This window comes from Kribbella sp. NPDC050281, assembly GCF_040655855.1.
In the GTDB taxonomy this organism is placed as follows: Bacteria; Actinomycetota; Actinomycetes; order Propionibacteriales; family Kribbellaceae; genus Kribbella.
This window is the reverse complement of the sequence record NZ_JBFAKS010000035.1, coordinates 85,532-105,775: the sequence shown is the minus strand read 5'-3', so window position 1 is coordinate 105,775 and position 20,244 is coordinate 85,532. Positions and strand designations below refer to the sequence as shown.

Genomic DNA, 20,244 nt, shown 5'->3' with positions numbered 1-20,244 from the left:
TGGGCGGGTGTGGTCCCCCCCCTCGGGCGACCACACAACCGCCCCCCGGGGGCGCCCGCCCGGCTAGACCAAACACCAACACCTCGGCGGTGGGCTGGTCGTCGACCGGCCCACCGCTGCTGATGTCACCACCGTGCACACCGGTGGCTGGATCGTGCCCGGTCTGGTCGACGCCCACTGCCACATCGGCCTGGACCAGCGCGGGGCGGTCGACAAGGAGACGCAGGAGGAGCAGGCGATCGCGGACCGTGCGGCCGGTGCGCTGCTGGTCCGCGACGCCGGTTCGGCCGCGGACACCCGCTGGATCGACGAGCGCGAGGACCTGCCCAAGATCATCCGGGCCGGTCGGCACATCGCCCGCTCGAAGCGGTACATCCGCAACTACGGCTGGGAGATCGAGCCGGACGAGTTGGTCGCGTACGTCGAGCAGGAGGCCCGCCGTGCCGACGGTTGGGTGAAGCTCGTCGGCGACTGGATCGATCGGGATGCCGGTGACCTCACCGCCTGCTGGCCGGCCGAGGCGCTCGACGCGGCGATCGCCCGCGCCCACGAGCTCGGCGCGCGCGTCACCGCGCACGTGTTCGGCGAGCACGCCCTGCCCGATCTGCTTGCCGCCGGCATCGACTGCATCGAGCACGGCACCGGCGTACTGCCGGACATGCTCGACCAGATGGCCGCGCACGGTGTCGCGGTGGTGCCGACGCTCATCCAGCTGGAGAACTTCCCGGAGTACGCCGATCAGGCCGCCGCGAAGTTCCCGGTGTACTCGGCCCACATGCGCGACCTCTACGACCGCCGTCTCGAGCGGCTCCGGGACGCGTTCGAGGCCGGCGTACCCGTGTATGCCGGGACCGACGCGGGCGGGGTCCTCGGGCACGGCCTGGTGGCGCAGGAGATCCAGGCGCTGACCGAGATCGGGATGTCGGGGGAGCAGGCGCTGGCCGCTGGTTCGTGGGCGGCCCGCGAGTGGTTGGGTGCCCCGAGCACCTTTCAGCCGGGCGATCCGGCCGACCTGGTGGTGTACGACGAGGATCCGCGGGCGAACCCGGCGGTGCTGACCCATCCGCGGCTGATCGTCCTGCGCGGCCGGGTGGTGAGCTGATCGGGTGGCATGATCGCGTGATCGGCCGAATTCACGCCGTGACGGGAAAAAATTTACCTGACCCCTGGTCTCGGCGGAAGATTTTGGCTTAGCGTGAGCCCGGGACCGCCGACGCCCCTCGGCGGACCGACCAAGGGAAGGAACCGCCCGATGGGGAAAACCGCCCGAGTACCCAGACACGTGTCCACAACGCTCCTGGCCGTCGCGGCCGCCGGCGCACTCGCGCTGGGCGCCCTGCCGAGCACCGCGGCCGAACCGACGCAACCCTCCGGCTCCGCGGGCCTGTCGTCCGCGTTCGACACCGCCGCCGCGAAGTACGACGTACCGCGTGAACTGCTCGTCGGCGTCGGGTACGCCGAATCGCACCTGGACGGCCACAACGGCCAACCCAGCCAGGCGAACGGCTATGGCGTCATGCACCTGGTCAGCAACGACAAGAACCAGACGATGTCCGAGGCAACCAAGCTCACCGGCCTGCCGGTCGCGCAGTTGTCCAAGGACAACGCGTCGAACATCCTCGGCGCCGCCGCCGTCCTGGACTCGTACGCCGACCAGGCCGGTCTGACCGATCGGTCCAACCTCGGCAAGTGGTACGGCGTGGTCGCGGAGTACTCGCACTCCGCCGACGGGCCGACCGCCCGGCTGTACACCGACGAGGTCTACCGGATCATCGGCGCGGGCGTCCGCGCCGCGGGGGTGACCACCGAGCCGAAGAAGGTCATGCCGGTCCTCGGCGGCTACGCCAAGGTCGCCCCGCTCGGCACCCGCACACCGGCCTCGGTCGCGGCGGTCGACTACCCGGGCGCGATCTGGAACGCGGCCAGCACCAGCAACTACCGGGTCGGCCGGAACGCCGCGATCTCGACCATCGTCATCCACGTGACGCAGGGGTCGTATGCGGGCACGATCAGCTGGTTCAAGAACCCGTCGGCGCAGGTCAGCTCGCACTACGTGATCCGGTCGAGCGACGGCCAGGTCACCCAAATGGTGGCCGAGAAGGACACGGCCTGGCACGTGGGCTCCGAGAACGGCTACACGATCGGCATCGAGCACGAGGGCTTCGTCGATCAGCCCTCCTGGTTCACCGACGCGATGTACCGCTCGTCGGCCGCGCTGACCCGAAACATCGCGGATCGCCGGGGTATCCCGAAGGACCGGGCTCACATCAAGGGCCACGTCGAAATGCCGAACCAGACCCACACCGACCCAGGTCCGAACTGGAACTGGGACTACTACATGGAGCTGGTGAACGGCGGGAACCCGAACCCGCCGGAGTACAACTTCACCACCTACGGCAGCGGCGTCCGGGTCCGCTCGGCCCCCAGCCTCACCGCCTCCATCATCACCGAGCTGCCCGGGCCGACCCAGGTGTTCGTCACGTGCCAGGTGCAAGGCGACCCGGTGACGGCCGAGGGCACCACCAACGACTGGTGGGCCAAACTCCGCGACCAGGGCGGCTACATGAGCAACATCTACATCCAAGACCCGAACCCGAAGCTCCCCGGCGTCCCTGAGTGCTGATCACGACAGGAGGCCCGGGGGATCACCCCGGGCCTTGTGGTGTGCTGGAGCCCGAACAGTAGAGCCTGCTGTACCGACCACGGCGTCCGGTTGGCGCACGATTGAGACATGGTGACCAAGATCCTGTCCCGGGGCATGCCGGCCAGCGGCTATCTGATGGTCCGCTTCCTGAAGTCGCTGGTGCTGCTTCCTACGCTGCCGATCGGCCTGCTGCTGGGCTGGATCATTCCGGACCTCACCGCCGGTCTGGTGCGGCTGGCCAACATCGAGCGGTACCGCGCCGCGTGGTACCTCGGTGTGCCGGAGCCCGAGCTGCTGCCACGGGCAGCGCGCCGCCGGCCGGGCGATGTCGTCGCGCTGTTCAAGGACAAGTCGTTCAAGCGCAGTCTGCGGTGTCTGCTGATGCCGCTGGTGATGATCCCCGAACTGGTGGTTGCGGTCGTCTCGGTGGCCGGAGCGCCCTCGGCACTCATCAGCATGGCAACGTGGCAGTTCAACAACGGCGCCAGCCTGATGGGGCTCGACGTCGACAGCTGGACCAGGGCATTGACGCTCGGTCCGCTGCAAGTGCTGGTCAGTCTGAGCTTCCTCTGGTGGGTAGCGCCGGCCCTGGCGCGCGGCCATGCGAAGGCCGCACTCCACCTGCTTGCGCCGACCGAGTCCCAGTTGGAGACGGCCAGGCTGGAGCAGCGGGTGGAGGAGCTGACCAAGAGCCGGGCTGGTGCGGTGGATTCGCATGGTGCCGAGTTGCGGCGCATTGAGCGGGATCTGCATGACGGTACGCAGGCGCAGTTGGTGTCGCTGGCGATGCGGATCGGGCTCGCCAAGAAGACCATGGCGGACGACCCGGAGAAGGCCGCGAAGCTGCTCGACGACGCCCGCGACGGCGCGGAGCAGGCCATGCACGAGCTGCGCGGCGTACTGCGGACCATGTACCCGCCGATCCTCGCCGACCGCGGTCTGGCCGGTGCCGTCTCCGCACTGTGCGCCCGCTGTCCGCTACCCGTCGACCTCCGGCTGGGTGAGCTCGGTCAAGTGCCCGCGCCTGTCGAGGCGGCGGCGTACTTCGTCGTCGCCGAGTCGCTCACCAACATCACCAAGCATTCTGCCGCTGGACACGTCGACGTACTGATGGAACGGCGGGATGCGGAGCTGTACCTGGTGATCACCGATGACGGGATCGGGGGAGCACGAATCAACGACCGGTCCGACCTGCTCGGCCGGGGGAGTGGTCTGCATGGCATGCTCCACCGGGTGCAGGCGATCGACGGTCAGCTGGAGCTGCGGAGCCCGATCGGTGGGCCGACCACCGTCGAGGTGATCCTCCCGTGCGGGTGATGATCCTCGAGGACAACCCGATCCTTGCCGAGGGCCTCGGTTTGCTACTGGGCAACTCCGGCTTCGAGGTGGCCGCGGTCGCCGCCGACGCGGACGGGTTCGCGAAGGCGATCGCGGAGCACGAGGTGGATATCGCGGTGGTCGACGTACGGCTGCCGCCCACCTTCACCGACGAGGGTCTGCGGGCCGCGATCGAGGCCCGCCGGGTGCGGCCCGGCCTGCCCGTACTGGTGTTCTCGCAGTACGTCGAGGAGGTCTACGCGGCCGAACTACTCGCCGGCGGGAGTGAGGGCGTCGGGTACCTGCTCAAGGACCGCGTCTCCCGGGTCGACGAGTTCCTCGAAGCAGTACGCCGGGTCGCCGCCGGAGGAACCGTGCTGGACCCCGAGGTGGTGAGCCAGTTGATGATGAAGCGGAGCAGTCCGCTGGACCGGCTCACCCCTCGGGAACGCGAGGTACTCGCACTGATGGCGCAAGGACTGGGTAACACGGCGATCGCCGACCGCCTGGTCGTCACCGAAGGTGCCGTCCACAAACACGTCGGCAACGTCTTCCTCAAGCTCGACCTGCCGCCAACGGACGCCTGCCACCGCCGCGTCCTCGCCGTCCTCGCCTACCTCGGTCTCTGACCCAGCCGATCAGGCCGGCTGGTCGGGCACCGACTCGAGCGCCGGCTTGTGGTCCTTCGGGGTGCTGAGGGAGTCGATCAGCTGCTTGGCCAGGGCGAAGCCGGAGCCGCCCATCGTGATCGTCTTGACCAGGGTGTCCTCGATGCCCTGGGCACCGTTCAGCACGACCATGTTGCCGACCTTCTCGAACGAGCCTGCTGCCGCGGCGACGATCTCCGGGTAGGCCTCGGCCAGCTGCTGCGCGACGACCGCGTCGGTGTTGGTGGCCAGTGCCTCGGCCCGGGCCTTGATACCGGCCGCCTCGGCCATCGCCTTCGCCTGGACGGCGGCGGCCTCGGCCTTACCGGTCAGCTCGGTGGCCTTCGCCTGGGCCTCACCGCGGAGCTGGACCTCCTTGGCGTTCGCCTCCGCGGCCGCGATCTGAGCGTCACGGGCAGCCTGGGCCAGCGTGCGCTGCCGGTACGCCTCGGCGTCGGCCGGCTTCAGCACCGACGACTCCAGTTGCTTCTCGGCCAGTGACGCGTTCAGCTTCGCGGTCCCCGTCTCGGCGACGACGACCTCCTGCCGGGCCAGCGCCTCGGCCAGGGGACCGGACTGTGACGCCTTCGAGTTCGCCTGGTCGACCTCGGCCTGGTAGCCGGCCTGGGCGATCGAGCTCTCCCGCACCGCCGCGGCCTTCTTCGCCGCCGCGGCCTGCTCGCGCTCGGTCGCCTCCCGGTCCCGCTCGGCCTGCGCGATCCGGGCCGCGGCCTCGACCGCGGCGGCCTGCGGGCGGCCGAGGTTCTTGATGTAGCCGGACTCGTCGTCGATCTCCTGGATCTGCAGCGAGTCGACCACCAGGCCGAGCTTTTCCATGTCGCCGGCCAGCGAGCCGCGGATGTTCGTGGTCAGCGTCTCCCGGTCGTGCAGCATCTCCTCGACCGTCGTCGAGCCGACGATCGCGCGCAGATGACCCGCGAACAGCTCGTGGATCGTGCTCATCACCTGCTCGTCGCTCTGCTCCAGGAACCGCCGGGCCGCGTTCGCGATCGAGCCGTAGTCGTCACCGACCTTGTACGCCGTCACACCCTTGATGTGCAGCGGGATGCCCTGGCTGGACACGCAGGTGACGGTCAGCGGCGTCGCGCGGATGTCCAGCGGCAACCGCCGTACGGTCTGGAATCCCGGTAGTACCGCGGTGCCGCGGCCCACGACGATCTTGAAGCCGAGGGTCTCGTTGACCTGCTCCTGGCTCGAGTGCGCGCCGAGACCGGAGATGATCAGCGCCTCGTTCGGCTCCGCCACCCGCCAGACCATCCGGAACACGATCAGAAGGACGACCACCGCCACCGCGGCGATGATCACGTACGTCCAGAGCATTTCCCCTCCAGGGAACAGAACGATGAATCAGATGGCGCGAGCGACGTAGACAGTGCGCGGCGGGTCGTAGTCGACGACCACCACCTGCGTGCCCACCTCGATCACCTCGTCGGTCGCGGGGTAAGCGTAGAAGGCCTCGGTGGCACCCCGGACCGGCAGCATGACCTCGCCGACGATCCCAGGTGCGATCCGCCCGATCACGCGCCCCCGTTTGCCTACCATGACGCCCCTCCGACGTACCGCGGCTGCTCTGGGTTCCGCAGCTTAACGCCTTGTGGCCCGGACGCTCGCGGGCGCATGGTGGAGGCATCGACGCGCGGCCTGGGGGCGGGGGGAGGGGTCATGGGCGCGGAGGTACAGCTGGGGGTCGTCGAAGAGGGGTCGGACGACGCACGGCTCGAGGAACTGGCGTTGCTGCTCCGGGAGGAGTTGCTGACGCTCGACGTACGGTCGGTCGAGCCGTACTACGAAGGCGAAGCACCGGAGGGATCGCGGAGTGCTCTCGCCGCGATCGCCGGCATGCTCAGCGTCTCGGTGGCGCCAGGGGTGCAAGCGGTCGGTGCGATCGTGGCGGTGGTCCGCGGCTGGCTGCGCCGGTCCGGCAACGAGCGGACGGTGAAGCTCACGATCGACGGCGACGTGATCGAGCTGACCGGCGCCAGCGACCAGGCCCAGCAGCAACTGGTGGATGCGTTCGTCCGAAGGCACTCCATGGCGGACGGGTGAGAGATGGACGGCAAGAGGGTCGCGCTCGTCATCGCCAACGATCAGTACGACGATCCCGGTCTGCGCAGGCTTGTCGCGCCCGCCCAGGACGCGGCCGCACTGGCGGAGGTGCTGGCGGATCCGTCGGTCGGTGGGTTCGCGGTGCAGGTCCTGCACAACGAGTCCGCCCAGGAGATCCGGTTCGCGGTCGAGGACTTCTTCGCCGATCGCGCGCCGGAGGACCTACTGCTACTGCATTTCTCCTGCCACGGTCTGAAGAACTCTGCGGGGGAGTTGTTCCTGGCTGTCGCCGACACCAAGCCGACCCGGCTCGCGTCGACCGCGCTGGCCGCGGACTTCGTCAACCGGCAGATGGCGGACAGTCGCGCGCAGCGGATCGCACTGTTCCTCGATTGTTGCTACGGCGGCGCGTTCCCGCGTGGCATGGTCGTGCGCGCGTCCGGTGAGGCGCAGGTACGCGACGCCTTCGTCGGTCAGGAAGAGGTCGGCGGTGGTCGTGGACGCGTGGTGGTGACGGCCTCCAGCGCGATGGAGTACGCCTTCGAGGGCGGGCAGCTGGCGACCGCCGCCGCCACGCCGGCGCCGTCGGTGTTCACCAGCGCCGTGGTGGACGGCCTGACGACCGGCGAAGCGGATCGGGACGGCGACGGGTGGGTCGGGCTCACGGAACTGGTCGGGTTCGTCACCGATCGGGTCCATCGGGTCACTCCGAATCAGAACCCGCAGATGTGGACGTTCGGATCGCAGGGCGAGCTGCTGATCGCGCGCAGCCGGGTCCGCCGGATCACGCCGACGCCGCTTGCGCCGGCTCTGCTCGAGGCGATGGAGAGTCCGTTGCCGGCGGCAAGGTTCGGCGTGGTCGACTACCTGCGCGAACGGTTGGACGGCGACGACCTCGGGCAGGCGTACGCCGCTTGGCAGGCACTGCACCGGATGGTCGCCGACGACAGCCGCAAGGTGTCCGAGGCCGCCGGCGAGGCGATCGCCTCAGCCGTCCCGCGGGTCACGCCTGGCGAGGTCGAACTCGGCGAAGATGTGCCGAGCGTTGTGCTTCAGGTCGAGGGGCCGCCGATCGCCCGAACTGCCGTGGCGTCGCCCGGTGCCGCGTGGGTCCGGGTCGAGCAGGACGGCGCGACCGTCCGAGTGAGCGCCGACCCTGCCGACCCCGGCACCCACGATTCCTCGCTCATCGTCGCCGGCCCAACCGGCGAATGCACGGTCCCCGTCCACCTAACCCTCCCCGAAACCAAGCCCGAGCCACCACCACCCCGTCCCGAGCCGGCTGCCGCGTCCGGCGTGGCACCCATCGCCGAGCCTGCCCCGGTTGCCGCGTCCAAGACGGCACCTGTTGCGGAGCCAGCGCCAGCGTCCGAGCCGGAGCTTGAGCCGGCTGCCGCGTCCAACGTGGCACCTGGTGCCGAGCCGGCCCCTGTGTCCGCGCCGGGGCTTGAGACGGCCTCTGCACTGAAGGCGGCACCTGTTGCCGAGCCGGCCCCTGTGTCCGCGCCGGGGCTTGAGACGGCCTCTGCACTGAAGGCGGCACCTGTTGCCGAGCCGGCCGCTCTGTCTGAGCCGGAGCCTGAGGCGGCTGCCGCGTCCACGCCAGTTCCTGTTGCCGAGACGGTGCCCGAGCCGACAGCCAAACCCGTGCCACCGTCTGTACCCTCCGCGGAAGCCGGGCCTGGATCTGCGCCTCCGTGGTGGGCGGTTGCCGTACTGGCGCTTGGTTCGGTGGCGCTCGTCTACCTGAACTGGCCCGGTCCTCTGCATTCGCAGTACCTGTGGAGCGACAGCGATACCGGGTGGTGGGTGTACCGCAGCTGGGGCGACGCTGCGATCCTGGCGTCGGTCTGTGCGGTGGTGGCGAGCCTGGTCGCTCGGTGGTCCGGACCGCTGGCACTCGGTGTCGTCGCCGGGTGTGCTCTCTCGGTACTCGAGGACGGCGTGGTCATCCTCGGCGGAGGCATCTCGGCGGACGAGACCACGCCGTGGGCTCTCTCGACGGTCATCACGGCCGCGATGGTCGCCGTACTGCTGATTGTGCTCCGACCGACCAGTTGGCGGTACTGGCCCGTCCCGCTGGCGGCCGCGGCGCTGGTCGTTGCCGGCGGCGTCTTGATACTGGTCAGCGCCCTGATCCACCACCCCGACGGCTATTCCTGGTTCACGGTCACGAAGCTGGCTCTGATCGAGCCCGTCCTCACAGCGGGGCTGGGTTGGCTCGCTGTGGCCGCGACCGACAAGCGAAGCCGGATCTGGCTGGGTGCGGCGGTGACGACGGTCGCAGTGATGAGTTGCATCTCCGTCATCCCCGCCCTGACCCAGGGCAGCTCGCCGCCGGCCTTCATCACCGCCGTCCTCGGGAACGTGTTGGTCGTGGCCGGCGTGCTCAGCCGCGAACTGCGCCTTCAGTCGCGCCCTTGATGAACTGGCGGGCGAAGAGTGCGAAGACGATGATCAGCGGAATCATCGCCAGCAGTGCACCGGTCATCACCATGCTGTAGTCGACACCGTGGGACCGATTCAGCTGCGACAACGCCACCTGGAGCGTGAGGTGGTCGGGGTTGGTGAGCACGATCAGCGGCCAGAGGTAGTCGTTCCAGGACGCGACGAACGTGAAGATGCCCAGGAACGCCAGCGCCGGCCGGGCCGACGGGAGCGCCACGTGCCAGTACGTCCCCATGAACCCGCAGCCGTCCAGCGTCGCCGCCTCGACCAGCTCGTCGTGGATGGAGCGCTGGAAGTACTGCCGCATCCAGAAGATGCCGAACGCGTTCGCCGCACCCGGGATGATCAGCGCCTTCAGCGAGCCCACCCAGCCGAGCGCGACCATCGTCTGGAACTGCGGGATGGTCGCCAGCTGTGCGGGCAGCAGCATCGTCGCCAGCAGGATCACGAACAACGCGTTCCGGCCCGGGAACCGGAACTTCGCGAACGTGAACGCGGCCAGCGAGTCGAAGAACAGCACCAGCACCGTGGCCGAGACCGCCACGATCGCCGAGTTGCCCATCGACTGGAAGAACGCGATGTTCGTCAGCACATGATGGATGTTGTCGTCGAGCTGCGAGCCGAAGGTGAACTTCGGCGGGAACCGGTAGATGTCCGCCGTGGTGTTGGTTGCCATCACCAACGACCAGTAGAACGGGAACAGCGAGACCAGTGCCGTCACCGCCAGGCCCGCGTGCAGCAGGATCCGTCCACGTCGCCTGATCATGAATCACTCCTGCCCCGGAACAGCCGCCAGTTGATCGCCGTCACCAGCAGCACGAGCATGAAGATGCTCAAGGCAACGGCTGCCGCGTAGCCGTAGTCGTTGGCGACGAACGCCTGGGTGTAGAAGTACATGACCGCGGTCAGACCGCTCTGGCCCGCGCCACCGCTGGTACCGACCATCACCTGCGGTTCGGTGAACGTCTGCAGACCGCCGATCGTCGACATGATCACCGTGAACAACACCACCGGCCGCAGCTGCGGCAGTGTGATCGAGAAGAACGTCCGGACCGGTCCGGCGCCGTCCACCTTGGCCGCCTCGTACTGCTCGGTCGGGATCGCCTGCAATCCGGCCAGGTAGATGATCGTGTTGTACCCGGTCCACTGCCACACGATCATCGTCGAGATCGCGATCTTGATGCCCCACGGCTGCCCGAGCCAATCCTCGGTGGGCAGACCCAGCGACCGCAGGCCGGCGTTGATCAGACCGAAGTTCGTACTGAAGATCGCGCCGAAGAAGATCGCCGCCGCGACCAGCGAGGTGATGTTCGGGACGAAGTACGCGAACCGGTACACGCTGCTGAACCGCACCGCCGAGTGCAGCATCACCGCCAGCAGGAGTGCCAGGCACAGCGTCGGTGCGGTCGACATGACGAACAACACCAGCGTGTTCCACAGCGACAGCCAGAACGTGTTGTCCTCGATCAGGAACTTGAAGTTCTGCAGCCCGACCATCTGCCGCGCCCCGAGCCCGTCCCACTTCTGGAACGCGAGCAGGATCGTGGACGCGACCGGGTACAGCCCGAAGACGACGAACAGGATGTAGAACGGCGACAGGGCCAGGTAGAACCGCCAGTACGACCGGACCGGACGTTTCCGCCCGGATCCCGTCGTACCGACGTCGCTGCGGGGCGCCGTGGCGGTCAGGGTCACTGCACGCCCTGACGTTTGCCGATCTGCTTCGCCTGCGCGACCGCGTCCTTCCAGGCCTGCTCCGAGGACTTGCTGCCGGACTGCACAGTCTTCAGCTGGGTCCCGTACGGCGCTCCGACCGCGGAGTCGAGCGGTGCTTCGTACGCGATCGGGATGGCCTTGGCGGCCGGACCGAACACGTCGATCGGGACCTGACCGCCGAAGAACGGGTCGGCTGCCTTCAACTGCGGCATGTCGTACGCCTTCGGGGCGGCCGGGAAGATCTGAGCGTCGGCGAACGCCTTGGCCTGGTTGTCCGCGCTGAGCATGTACTTGATCACCTCGAACGCGGCGGACGGGTCGGCGGCGTTCTTGGTGATGCCGAGGAACGAGCCACCGAAGTTCGCCGGTCCGCTCGGGGTCGGTGCCAGCCGCCACTTGCCCACGCTGGTCTTGCAGGCTGCCTTCACGTCCAGCGCGACCCACGCCGCACCGGACAGCGCCGGCACCGTGCCCTGGTCGAGTCCGGCGTTCCAGTCCGGCGTACCGCCGAGGGTCTTCGCGTCGACTTTGGTGCTGATCGCCTTCACAGCCAGGTCCCAGGCCCGCCGAATGTGGTCCTGGTCGCCGATGAACTTGTTGTCCTTGTCGATGTAGCGCTCGGTGCCCTGGCTGACGATGATCCCGTACATGTCGGTCGCGTCGGACACGATCAGCGCCTTCGGGTTCTTCGCCTTCAGCTCCAGGCCGGCCGCGAGCAGGTCGTCCCAGGTCTTCAGTTGCGCGGCCACCTCGTCCGGCTCGCCGGGCAGTCCGCCGGCGGTGAAGACGTCCTCGCGGTAGAACAGCGCGGTCGGGCCGATGTCGATCGGGATGCCGAGCAGCTTGCCGTCCAGCGTGGTGGCCTGCTTGACCTTCCACTCCAGGTAATCGCCGAGGATGTCCTTCGCGCCGACGGTGTTCAGGTCGACGAATCGGTCCGCCTGCGGCAGCCAGGAGGCGATGTCCTCGCCCTTGAGCCCGGTGATGTCGGGGATGTTGGTGCCACCGTTGAACGTGGTCAGCAGCTTCTGCTTGAAGTCGTCGCCGATCTCGGAGTACTTGATGTGCTGGTCCGGGAAGTGCGCGATGGTGTCGTCCAGCACGGACTTGCCCAGGCCGCCCGGCCAGCACCACAGCGCGATGTTGCCCGAGGCATTCTTCTTCGTGGACGAGGCGTCCATCCCGGACGAGCAGCCGACAAGGGAACCGCCGAGCACGGCTGCGAAGCCCCCAGCGAGCAGCGTCCGACGTGAGAGCTCCATGGTTCTTACCTTCCTGAGTGGGCGCTGATCAGCGCTTGGAGGTGGTGGTCTTCGGGATGCGCGGCCTGCCACGCCGCCAGGTCCTCCCAGCGGGGCGCCGCGTCGGCACCGCCGAGCCGGGTCACCGACAGGGCCGCGGTGAGCGCGGCGAAGCGCACCCGCAGCTCCAGCGGCAGGTCCCACAGCGTGGCCGCGATGAAGCCGGCGGCGAACACATCACCCGCCCCGGTGGTGTCCGCAGCCTGCACTGGATACGCCGGTACGGCGACCCGCTCGCCGGTGCCGGCGTCGATCGCCAGGGCGCCGGCGGCGCCGTTCGAGACGACGACCTGCGGCACCAGTTCGGCCAGCCGGTCGAGCGCCTGCTCCGGACTGTCCGTCCGGGTGTAGTTCATCGCCTCGTCGGCGTTCGGCAGGAACACGTCACAGTGCTCGAGCTGGTCGAGTACTGCGGGATCCCACTGCTCCGACGGATCCCACCCGACATCGGCGAACACCACGCAACCGGCCGCCTTCGCCTTCGCCAGCCACTCGTTCGGCCAGGGGCCGATGTGGGCGGCGACAGCGCGAGCGGCCGGCGGCGCAGTGATCAGCTCGTCGGCCGACAGCAGGGGAGGGGTGCCCCGGGTGACCAGTGCCCGATCGTTGTCATAGGCAAGGGCCACCGTCAACGGGGTCCGCCAGCCGGCGAGCTTGCGGGAGAGAGTCAGATCGATGCCCTCGTGCGCCAGCCGGTCCCAGACGCTGTCGCCGTCGGGATCGGCGCCGAAGGCCGCGGCCAGGCCCGTGCGCAGGCCGAGCCGAGCCAGTGCGACGGCGAAGTTCGCGATGCCGCCCGGGCTCTCCTGTGAGTCGGTGGCCCACACCTCGGTGCCGGGCCGCGGCGGAGTGGGCAGGCCGAGCACCAGGTCCTGGAAGACCAGGCCGGACACAACCACGTCCAGCGAACTCATCCACGTCCTCGCTTCGCTCCGGGCGCGGATGAGGCACAAGTCACGCTGTGCCTGATGGTGAACTCGCTCCGCTCGTCCACTGCTCCACACTCCTGCACGGTCGATCAAACTCGTGCATGAATCTTGAAACGCTTGCGCAAGATGCGCAATACCTGCCCATAACTTTGACTGAAAATGACGGAGTTTGCGTGATACGGTCTGGGTGTGTTGCCGAAGCAGCGACAGGATCAGATCATCCGCGCGCTCCGGGCCGACGGGGCCGGGGGCGTCAAAGTGCTGGCCACGCGACTCGGGGTCAGCGAGGCGACGATCCGCCGCGACCTCGAGCAACTGCACGCGGAAGGCCGATTGACCCGTGTGTACGGGGGTGCGCTCGCGGTTGACGGTGGAGACGAGCCGTTCGCGGACGTCAACGCCGTACATGCCGCGGAGAAGGACCGGATCGCGCGGCGGGCCGCTGAGCTGGTGAACGATGGTGAGTCGTTGCTACTCGACATCGGTACGACGGCGTTGCGCGTCGCCCAGCATCTGCATGGCCGGTCGTTGACGGTGGTCACCAGTAATCTCGCCGTACTGGAGGAGCTGGAGAACGACGAGCAGATCGAGCTGATCGTGCTCGGTGGGTTCGTCCGGCGGAGCTACCGCTCGCTGGTGGGGTATCTGACCGAGGAGAGCCTGCGGCAGATCCACGTCGACTGGCTGTTCCTCGGCACCAGCGGAGTGCGGCCGGACGGGCGGGTGATGGACAGCACGATGATCGAGGTACCGGTGAAGCGCGCGATGATCCAGGCCGCCGACCGGGTGGTGCTGCTGGCGGACGCGACGAAGTTCCCGGGCCACGGTGTCGGGCGGGTCTGCGATCCGGGGGAGTTGTTCATGGTGGTGACCGAGCCCGGCGCCGACGAGGTGACCCGGGCCCAACTGACAGAGGCGGGCGTACAGGTGGTGCTTGCGTGAGACTGACAATCCTTGGCGGTGGGGGATTCCGGGTGCCGCTGGTGTATCAGGCGTTGCTCGGAGACCGGGGTACGGGCCGGATCACGTCGGTGGCGCTGTTCGACACCGATCGGACTCGGCTGACGTCGATCGCGGCGGTGTTGCGGCAGCAGGCCGCGGGCGTCGCGGACGCGCCGGTGGTGACCGAGACGACTGACCTGGACGAGGCCCTGCGCGGTGCGGACTTCGTGTTCTCCGCGATCCGCGTCGGCGGGCTGGAAGGGCGGACCGTCGACGAGCGGGTCGCGCTGGACCTCGGCGTACTCGGTCAGGAGACAGTCGGGGCCGGTGGGATCGCCTATGGGCTACGCACGGTGCCGGTTACGGTGGGGATCGCCCAGCGGATCGCAGCGGTGGCGCCGCAGGCGTGGGTCATCAACTTCACCAACCCGGCCGGGATGGTGACCGAAGCGATGATCCCGTACCTGGGCGACCGGGTGATCGGGATCTGTGACTCGCCGTCCGGACTGGGGCGCCGGGCCGCGCTGGCGCTCGGGGTGGATCCGTCGACGGCGTTCTACGACTACGCGGGGCTGAACCACCTGGGCTGGCTGCGGGGCTTGCGGTCCGGTGGACTCGACCGGCTGCCGGCGTTGCTGGAGTCCTCCGACGCGTTGTCGTCGTTCGAGGAAGGGCGGCTGTTCGGAGCGGACTGGTTGCGGTCGCTGGGGGCCATTCCGAACGAGTACCTGCATTACTACTACTTCGCCCGCGAAACGCTGGCCGCCGTACAGGCTGTGCAGCAGACGCGGGGCAAGTTCCTGCTGGAGCAGCAGTCAGCGTTCTATGCAGAGACGGTTCGGCATCCGGAGCGGGCGCTGGAGTTGTGGCAGAAGACCCGGGCCGAGCGTGAGTCGACGTACATGGTGGAGAGCCGTGAGGTCGCGGACGCCGGTGAGCGCGACGAGCGGGACATGGCCGCCGGAGGTTACGAGCAGGTGGCGCTGTCGCTGATGCGGGCGATCGCCCACAACGAGCGCGCCTCGCTGATCCTGAACGTGCGCAACCGCGGGGTGCTGCATCACCTGGACGACGACGCGGTGGTGGAGATCCCGTGCACGGTCGATGCAAACGGCGCCCTGCCGGTCACGGTGTCCCAGTTGACCGATCACCAGGCTGGGCTCATCTGCTCGGTCAAGGCGGTCGAGCGCTCGACGATCGAGGCTGCTGTCAGTGGCTCCCGGTCCGCCGCGCTGCGCGCCTTCGCCTGGCACCCCCTGGTCGACTCCGTGACCGCGGCCGGCAAGCTTCTGGAGTCATATGCCGAGCAGCTGCCGGACCTGGCCCGGTTCCGGGCTTGACACCGGATTGGGTGGTGGGGTCGGAATCTGGCACAATGGCCTGCTGAGTCCGTCCAGGTTCGTGCAGCCCTCTAACTCCACTGCCCGGCCGGCCCATTCGAGTGGTCACCCGTTGTCCCCACGACGCTGTGCTGCTCACCCAGACATGTACTCCGAGGGAGACCCCACAAACGTGGCAGTCAAGATCCGTTTGAAGCGCATCGGCAAGAAGCGTGCGCCGCACTACCGCATCGTCGTGATGGACGCCCGGACCAAGCGGGACGGTCGCGCCATCGAGGAGATCGGGAAGTACAACCCGAAGACCGAGCCGTCGTTCATCCACGTCGAGTCGGACCGGGCGCAGTACTGGCTGAGCGTCGGCGCGCAGCCGACCGAGGCCGTCGAGGCGATCTTCAAGGCCTCCGGCGACTGGCAGAAGTTCAAGGGTGAGGCCGCTCCGGCGCCGCTGCGGGTCAAGGAGCCCAAGCGGGACAAGCAGGAGATCTTCAACGAGGCGCTGGCCGAGGCCCACGGCACGCTGAAGACCGAGGCCACCACCGCCAAGAAGTCGGCGGCGAAGAAGGCGGACAAGAAGGACGACGCGCCGAAGGACGAGGCCGCCAAGGCCGACGCTCCCAAGGCTGAGGCTCCCAAGGCTGAGGCGCCTAAGGCTGAGGCCGCCGAGGCCCCGGCTGAGGCCGCGCCGGCCGACGACGCCAAGGCCTGACCATGATGGAGACCGAGGCGCTCGAGCACCTGGTCCGTGGCATCGTGGACAACCCCGACGAGGTCAGCGTCCGGGCCCGGAACCTGCGGCGTGGCCGCACCCTCGAGGTGCACGTCCACCCCGACGACATCGGCAAGGTGATCGGCCGCAACGGCCGGACCGCCACCGCGATCCGCACCGTGGTCGGTGCGCTCAGCTCCGAGTCGTCGATCCGGATCGACTTCGTCGACGAGTTCAACCGGCGTCCGCGCCGCTGACTCGCAGCAGTTCCCCGAAGGGCCGCACCGCACCGGTGCGGCCCTTCGCCATATCCTCGGGTCCATCGTGTCTGTAGAGAGAGGTTTGTGCGGGTGTTGGTGACTGTCGGACGGCTCGGCCGGGCGCATGGGATCAAGGGCGAGGTCGGTGTGGACGTCCGGACGGACGAGCCGGACCTCCGGTTCGCCGACGGCGCGACCCTGGTGACGGACTCGAAGGTCCCGCGCAAGCTGACCGTCGAGGCGAGCCGGTGGCACAGCGGGCGGCTGCTGGTGAAGTTCGCCGAGGTGGCGGACCGGACCGGTGCCGAACAGCTGCGCAACCTGTTCGTGCAGGCCGAGGTGGCCGAGGACGCCCGGCCGGAGGACCCGGAGGAGTACTACGACCGCGAGCTGGTCGGCCTGGCGGTCCGGACCGCGGACGGCGCAGAGGCCGGCGAGGTGATCGACGTCGTCCACCTGCCGTCGCAGGACCTGCTGGAGATCCGGCGTCCCGCGGGCAACGCCGTACTGGTGCCGCTGGTCGAGGAGCTCGTGCCCGAGATCAATCTGGACAAGCAGTACGTCGTCGTGGCCGACCGGCCGGGTCTGCTGGACCCGGAAGGCGCTGACGTGGTTCCGACCGAGCCGGGCGCCGACTGATGAGACTGGACGTCCTCACGATCTTCCCGGAGTACCTGGCCGCGCTCGACGTCTCCCTGGTCGGCAAGGCGGCGAAGAGTGGCCTCCTCGACATCCGCCTCCATGACTTGCGCGACTGGACCCACGATCGGCACCGGACCGTCGACGACACCCCGTACGGCGGCGGTGCGGGCATGGTGATGCGGCCGGAGCCATGGGGAGAGGCGTTGGATGCTGTTGCGCCCCCGGACGGCCCCTCGCAGCCTCGTCTCATCGTGCCGACGCCGGCGGGCCGCCCGTTCACCCAGGAGCTCGCGTACGAGCTTGCCGCCGAGCCATGGCTTGCGTTCGCCTGCGGCCGCTACGAGGGCATCGACGCGCGGGTGGCGTCGTACGCGGCGGAGCGGATGCGCGTCGACGAGGTTTCGATCGGCGACTACGTGCTGAACGGCGGGGAGGTCGCCGTACTCGTCATGGTCGAGGCGGTCGCCCGTCTGCTGCCCGGTGTCATCGGCAACCCGGAGTCGTTGGCCGAGGAGTCCCACTCGGGCGATGGCCTGCTGGAGTACCCGGTCTACACGAAACCGCCGGTGTGGCGTGGGTACGACGTACCCGAGGTGCTGTTGTCCGGCAACCATCGTCTGATCGCGGAGTGGCATCACGACGAGTCGGTACGACGTACTGCGGAGCGCCGGCCTGATCTGCTTGCGGCGTGGGGCGATGCGGTCGCGGGGAAGGACGATCCGGCGTCGGAGGTACGGCTGCTGCCGGCCACGGAGGCGGACGCGGGGGAGATCCACACGCTCCAGTTGGCCGCGTTCCTCTCGGAGGGCCAGATCTACGACGACCTGACCATCCCGCCGCTCTCGGAGGACCCGGCCGCGAGTGTCGAGCGGCTCAAGCAGGGCGGCGTACTCAAGGCTGTGGCCGGCACCAGGATCGTCGGGTCGGTGCAACTGAGCGTGGACGGTGAGGTGGGCCGGATCGAGCGGCTGATCGTCGCGCCGGACTGGCAAGGGCGCGGTCTGGGTGTCCGGCTGTTGCGGGTCGCGGAAAAGCTCGCGCCGGCCGAGGTCACGTCGTACGAGCTGAACACCGGTACGGAGAGTGAGCGGAACCTCGGGCTGTACCGGAAGGCCGGTTACCGTGAGACACGACGCGAGCAGCAGACCGCGAAGGTCGAACTGGTGGTGCTGACCAAGCGTCGGAGGCGACGCTGATTTCGGTTCCGCTGGGCCGGTGTGGCAAGATTGCTCGTTGCTGCCCTTCGGTGCTCCTGCCACAGGGGGTGACCACCGACCGGCAGCACGCGATGAGCTGTGCAACTATGCAGAGCCTCCTGATGACTTCATCATCACCACCGAGATTCGTGGGTGACCTGTGGCACGCGCGAGGAAGAGACACCTGATGAGCAACATCCTGAACGAGCTCGACAACGCGAGCAAGCGCGACGACATCCCCGCCTTCCGTCCCGGTGACACCGTCAAGGTGCACGTCAAGGTCGTCGAGGGCAACCGGTCCCGCGTCCAGGTGTTCCAGGGTGTCGTGATCCGGCGCCAGGGTGGTGGCCTGCAGGAGACCTTCACGGTCCGCAAGGTCAGCTTCGGTGTCGGCGTCGAGCGGACCTTCCCGCTGCACACCCCGATCGTCGAGAAGGTCGAGGTCGTGACCCGCGGCGACGTCCGTCGCGCCAAGCTGTACTACCTGCGCGAGCTGCGCGGCAAGGCAGCCAAGATCAAGGAGAAGCGGGACGTCCCGGCCTCCTGAGCGTCGTAGCGACGACGGTCACCTATGGCGCCGAGCACTGCGACTCGCGCTCGCCCTCGCCCGGTCGCCCGGAGGGCACGTCGCAGTAAGGGACGTCACCGCAGGCTGAAGCAGCGCAACCCGCTGCTCAGCCTGCTCATCGAGATGAGCACCGTCACGGTGCTCGCCCTCGTCATCACGGTGGTACTGCGGCTGTTCGTCGCGGAAGCGTTCTACGTACCGTCGGAGTCGATGTACGACACGCTGACCACGAACGACCGCATCCTGGCCGAGAAGATCAGCTACATGCACCGCGACGTGGACCGCGGCGACATCATCGTGTTCAGGGACCCCGCCAACTGGCTGAACGAGGCGCAGACCGAGCCCGGCCCGTTCCGCCGGGTCGGCGAGTTCGTCGGGATCCTGCCGCGCAGCGGCGAGGGGCACCTGGTCAAGCGGGTGATCGGCGTCGGCGGCGACAAGGTGATCTGCTGCGACCGCTCGGGCCGGATCACAGTCAACGGCATCCCGCTGGACGAACGCGAGTACCTGCTCAAGGACGCGAAGCCGTCCGAGCTGCCCTTCAGCGTGGTGGTGCCGCCAGGCCACCTGTGGGTGATGGGGGACAATCGTGCTGAATCCGCCGACTCCCGCGCCCATATGGGCGGCCCCGGTGGCGGGTTCGTACCGGTCGAGAACGTGGTTGGCCGGGCCTGTTGCGTAATCTGGCCGTCTGACCGGATGACGATGCTGCGTCCTCCGGAAACCTTCAAGAAGCCGGGGCTGAAGAAGTGACCGATACACCGACGAAGACGGACGAGAAACCCGCACACCGATCGGGCTTCGCGGCCGCCGCTCGCGAGTTCGTGCTGATCGTGGTCGGGGCGCTCATCGTCTCGTCGATCCTGCGGGCGTTCGTCGGGCAGATGTTCATCATCCCCAGCGAGTCGATGGAGAACACCCTGCTGGTCGGCGACCGCGTCGTGGTGGAGAAGCTCACCGACGTCAAGCGCGGCGACGTGGTCGTCTTCGAGGACCCGGGCGGCTGGCTCGGCCCGGAGGAGAGCGGTCAGAAGCGTGGGTCGATCGGCCGGTTCTTCGAGATCGTCGGCCTGCTGCCGGACTCCAGCCACGGCCACTTGATCAAGCGCCTGATCGGCATGCCGGGCGACAAGGTCGCCTGCTGCGACGAGAAGGGCCGGCTGCTGGTGAACGGCCAGCCTCTGGACGAGACCAGTTACCTGTACCCGGGCGACGCGCCGTCCCAGATGGAGTTCCAGGTCACTGTGCCAGCTGGGCGCGTGTTCGTGATGGGTGACCACCGGTCTGCCTCCGGCGACTCCCGCGTCCATCTGAGCGACGTGGACGCCAACGGCAACAATCCCGGCGACGCCGCCTTCGTCCCGATGGACAAGGTCACCGGCCGCGCCATCATGATCGTCTGGCCTGCGGGCCGCTGGGGCAAGCTCGGCGTCCCCGACACCTTCAAAGCCGTCCCGGCGCCCGGGCCGGCGCCGGACAAACCCTCGATATCCCTCACCCCACCGCCCAAATGACAGGACC

21 protein-coding genes are annotated in these 20,244 nt (G+C 68.5%); 15 read left to right on the top strand and 6 right to left on the bottom strand.

Annotated features, from left to right (window positions below; genetic code table 11):
- The first annotated feature begins 133 nt into the window (after positions 1–133).
- The 4 genes from AB0I34_RS31860 (at position 134) to AB0I34_RS31845 (ending at position 4,590) form a co-directional block, all read left to right on the top strand.
- Positions 134–1,102: an amidohydrolase family protein gene (locus AB0I34_RS31860; RefSeq protein WP_360452260.1), complete on the top strand. Its 969-nt coding sequence runs from the start codon at positions 134–136 to the stop codon at positions 1,100–1,102.
- Between the two features lie 180 nt (positions 1,103–1,282).
- On the top strand, positions 1,283–2,623 hold the full coding sequence (locus AB0I34_RS31855; protein WP_360452258.1) for an N-acetylmuramoyl-L-alanine amidase: 1,341 nt from the start codon (positions 1,283–1,285) through the stop codon (positions 2,621–2,623).
- 108 nt (positions 2,624–2,731) lie between these two features.
- Positions 2,732–3,961 carry a histidine kinase gene (locus AB0I34_RS31850; protein ID WP_360452256.1) on the top strand — a complete coding sequence of 410 codons (1,230 nt, stop codon included), beginning with the start codon at positions 2,732–2,734 and terminating at the stop codon, positions 3,959–3,961.
- Positions 3,952–4,590: a response regulator transcription factor gene (locus AB0I34_RS31845; RefSeq protein ID WP_360452254.1), complete on the top strand. Its 639-nt coding sequence runs from the start codon at positions 3,952–3,954 to the stop codon at positions 4,588–4,590. The genes AB0I34_RS31850 and AB0I34_RS31845 overlap by 10 nt, the downstream gene beginning before the upstream one ends.
- A gap of 9 nt (positions 4,591–4,599) precedes the next feature.
- Here AB0I34_RS31845 and AB0I34_RS31840 read toward each other — a convergent pair whose 3' ends face one another.
- Complete coding sequence (locus AB0I34_RS31840; RefSeq protein ID WP_360452252.1) at positions 4,600–5,949, bottom strand: SPFH domain-containing protein; 1,350 nt, start codon at positions 5,947–5,949, stop codon at positions 4,600–4,602.
- Between the two features lie 27 nt (positions 5,950–5,976).
- A complete protein-coding gene (locus AB0I34_RS31835; RefSeq protein ID WP_360452250.1) occupies positions 5,977–6,171 on the bottom strand; it encodes a hypothetical protein in 195 nt (64 codons plus the stop codon).
- A gap of 120 nt (positions 6,172–6,291) precedes the next feature.
- Between AB0I34_RS31835 and AB0I34_RS31830 the strand changes: the two genes are divergently transcribed.
- Entirely contained in the window at positions 6,292–6,675 is a 384-nt protein-coding gene (locus AB0I34_RS31830; protein ID WP_360452248.1) for a hypothetical protein, read from the top strand.
- 3 nt (positions 6,676–6,678) lie between these two features.
- The gene (locus tag AB0I34_RS31825; protein WP_360452246.1) at positions 6,679–9,099 is read left to right on the top strand and encodes a caspase family protein; all 2,421 of its coding nucleotides are present in this window, start codon (positions 6,679–6,681) and stop codon (positions 9,097–9,099) included.
- Here AB0I34_RS31825 and AB0I34_RS31820 read toward each other — a convergent pair.
- Genes AB0I34_RS31820 through AB0I34_RS31805 form a run of 4 tightly spaced genes read right to left on the bottom strand, consistent with a single transcriptional unit; the run spans position 9,065 to position 13,054 of the window.
- The gene (locus AB0I34_RS31820; RefSeq protein WP_360452244.1) at positions 9,065–9,889 is read right to left on the bottom strand and encodes a carbohydrate ABC transporter permease; all 825 of its coding nucleotides are present in this window, start codon (positions 9,887–9,889) and stop codon (positions 9,065–9,067) included. The two genes, AB0I34_RS31825 and AB0I34_RS31820, sit on opposite strands and share 35 nt — an antisense overlap.
- Complete coding sequence (locus tag AB0I34_RS31815; RefSeq protein WP_360452242.1) at positions 9,886–10,818, bottom strand: sugar ABC transporter permease; 933 nt, start codon at positions 10,816–10,818, stop codon at positions 9,886–9,888. Before AB0I34_RS31815 ends, AB0I34_RS31820 begins: the two co-directional genes overlap by 4 nt.
- Positions 10,815–12,101, bottom strand: coding sequence for an extracellular solute-binding protein (locus AB0I34_RS31810; protein ID WP_360452240.1), 1,287 nt, complete (start codon positions 12,099–12,101; stop codon positions 10,815–10,817). Before AB0I34_RS31810 ends, AB0I34_RS31815 begins: the two co-directional genes overlap by 4 nt.
- 5 nt (positions 12,102–12,106) lie before the next feature.
- Positions 12,107–13,054, bottom strand: a complete 948-nt coding sequence (locus AB0I34_RS31805) for a PfkB family carbohydrate kinase (RefSeq protein WP_360452238.1) — start codon at positions 13,052–13,054, stop codon at positions 12,107–12,109.
- A 204-nt stretch (positions 13,055–13,258) separates the two neighbouring features.
- Here AB0I34_RS31805 and AB0I34_RS31800 point away from each other — a divergent pair, with 204 nt between their 5' ends.
- The 9 genes from AB0I34_RS31800 to lepB (AB0I34_RS31760) all read left to right on the top strand — a co-directional run bounded on the left by AB0I34_RS31800 (position 13,259) and on the right by lepB (AB0I34_RS31760) (position 20,237).
- Entirely contained in the window at positions 13,259–14,011 is a 753-nt protein-coding gene (locus tag AB0I34_RS31800) for a DeoR/GlpR family DNA-binding transcription regulator (RefSeq protein ID WP_131355030.1), read from the top strand.
- Positions 14,008–15,351, top strand: coding sequence for a 6-phospho-beta-glucosidase (locus AB0I34_RS31795; protein ID WP_360452236.1), 1,344 nt, complete (start codon positions 14,008–14,010; stop codon positions 15,349–15,351). Before AB0I34_RS31800 ends, AB0I34_RS31795 begins: the two co-directional genes overlap by 4 nt.
- Positions 15,352–15,523: 172 nt before the next feature.
- Positions 15,524–16,057 (top strand): 30S ribosomal protein S16, encoded by a 534-nt coding sequence (gene rpsP, locus AB0I34_RS31790; RefSeq protein WP_360452234.1) that lies wholly within the window; start codon positions 15,524–15,526, stop codon positions 16,055–16,057.
- 5 nt (positions 16,058–16,062) lie between these two features.
- Entirely contained in the window at positions 16,063–16,314 is a 252-nt protein-coding gene (locus AB0I34_RS31785) for an RNA-binding protein (protein WP_131356518.1), read from the top strand.
- Between the two features lie 93 nt (positions 16,315–16,407).
- Entirely contained in the window at positions 16,408–16,956 is a 549-nt protein-coding gene (rimM, locus tag AB0I34_RS31780; protein WP_360452232.1) for a ribosome maturation factor RimM, read from the top strand.
- On the top strand, positions 16,956–18,155 hold the full coding sequence (gene trmD, locus AB0I34_RS31775) for a tRNA (guanosine(37)-N1)-methyltransferase TrmD (protein ID WP_360452230.1): 1,200 nt from the start codon (positions 16,956–16,958) through the stop codon (positions 18,153–18,155). Before rimM ends, trmD begins: the two co-directional genes overlap by 1 nt.
- Positions 18,156–18,342: 187 nt before the next feature.
- The gene (rplS, locus tag AB0I34_RS31770) at positions 18,343–18,702 is read left to right on the top strand and encodes a 50S ribosomal protein L19 (RefSeq protein ID WP_131355015.1); all 360 of its coding nucleotides are present in this window, start codon (positions 18,343–18,345) and stop codon (positions 18,700–18,702) included.
- Positions 18,703–18,846: 144 nt separating this feature from the next.
- Positions 18,847–19,476, top strand: coding sequence for a signal peptidase I (gene lepB, locus AB0I34_RS31765; RefSeq protein ID WP_360452228.1), 630 nt, complete (start codon positions 18,847–18,849; stop codon positions 19,474–19,476).
- Complete coding sequence (lepB, locus tag AB0I34_RS31760) at positions 19,473–20,237, top strand: signal peptidase I (RefSeq protein WP_131355009.1); 765 nt, start codon at positions 19,473–19,475, stop codon at positions 20,235–20,237. The genes lepB (AB0I34_RS31765) and lepB (AB0I34_RS31760) overlap by 4 nt, the downstream gene beginning before the upstream one ends.
- The last annotated feature ends 7 nt before the right edge of the window (positions 20,238–20,244 follow it).

Coding starts and splice junctions, on each gene's coding strand:
- AB0I34_RS31850 (WP_360452256.1), top strand. CDS start 2,732: ATGGTGACCAAGATCCTGTCCCGGGGCATGCCGGCCAGCGGCTATCTG.
- AB0I34_RS31840 (WP_360452252.1), bottom strand. CDS start 5,949: ATGCTCTGGACGTACGTGATCATCGCCGCGGTGGCGGTGGTCGTCCTT.
- AB0I34_RS31835 (WP_360452250.1), bottom strand. CDS start 6,171: ATGGTAGGCAAACGGGGGCGCGTGATCGGGCGGATCGCACCTGGGATC.
- AB0I34_RS31830 (WP_360452248.1), top strand. CDS start 6,292: ATGGGCGCGGAGGTACAGCTGGGGGTCGTCGAAGAGGGGTCGGACGAC.
- AB0I34_RS31825 (WP_360452246.1), top strand. CDS start 6,679: ATGGACGGCAAGAGGGTCGCGCTCGTCATCGCCAACGATCAGTACGAC.
- AB0I34_RS31820 (WP_360452244.1), bottom strand. CDS start 9,889: ATGATCAGGCGACGTGGACGGATCCTGCTGCACGCGGGCCTGGCGGTG.
- AB0I34_RS31810 (WP_360452240.1), bottom strand. CDS start 12,101: ATGGAGCTCTCACGTCGGACGCTGCTCGCTGGGGGCTTCGCAGCCGTG.
- AB0I34_RS31805 (WP_360452238.1), bottom strand. CDS start 13,054: ATGAGTTCGCTGGACGTGGTTGTGTCCGGCCTGGTCTTCCAGGACCTG.
- AB0I34_RS31785 (WP_131356518.1), top strand. CDS start 16,063: ATGGAGACCGAGGCGCTCGAGCACCTGGTCCGTGGCATCGTGGACAAC.
- trmD (WP_360452230.1), top strand. CDS start 16,956: ATGAGACTGGACGTCCTCACGATCTTCCCGGAGTACCTGGCCGCGCTC.
- rplS (WP_131355015.1), top strand. CDS start 18,343: ATGAGCAACATCCTGAACGAGCTCGACAACGCGAGCAAGCGCGACGAC.
- lepB (WP_360452228.1), top strand. CDS start 18,847: ATGAGCACCGTCACGGTGCTCGCCCTCGTCATCACGGTGGTACTGCGG.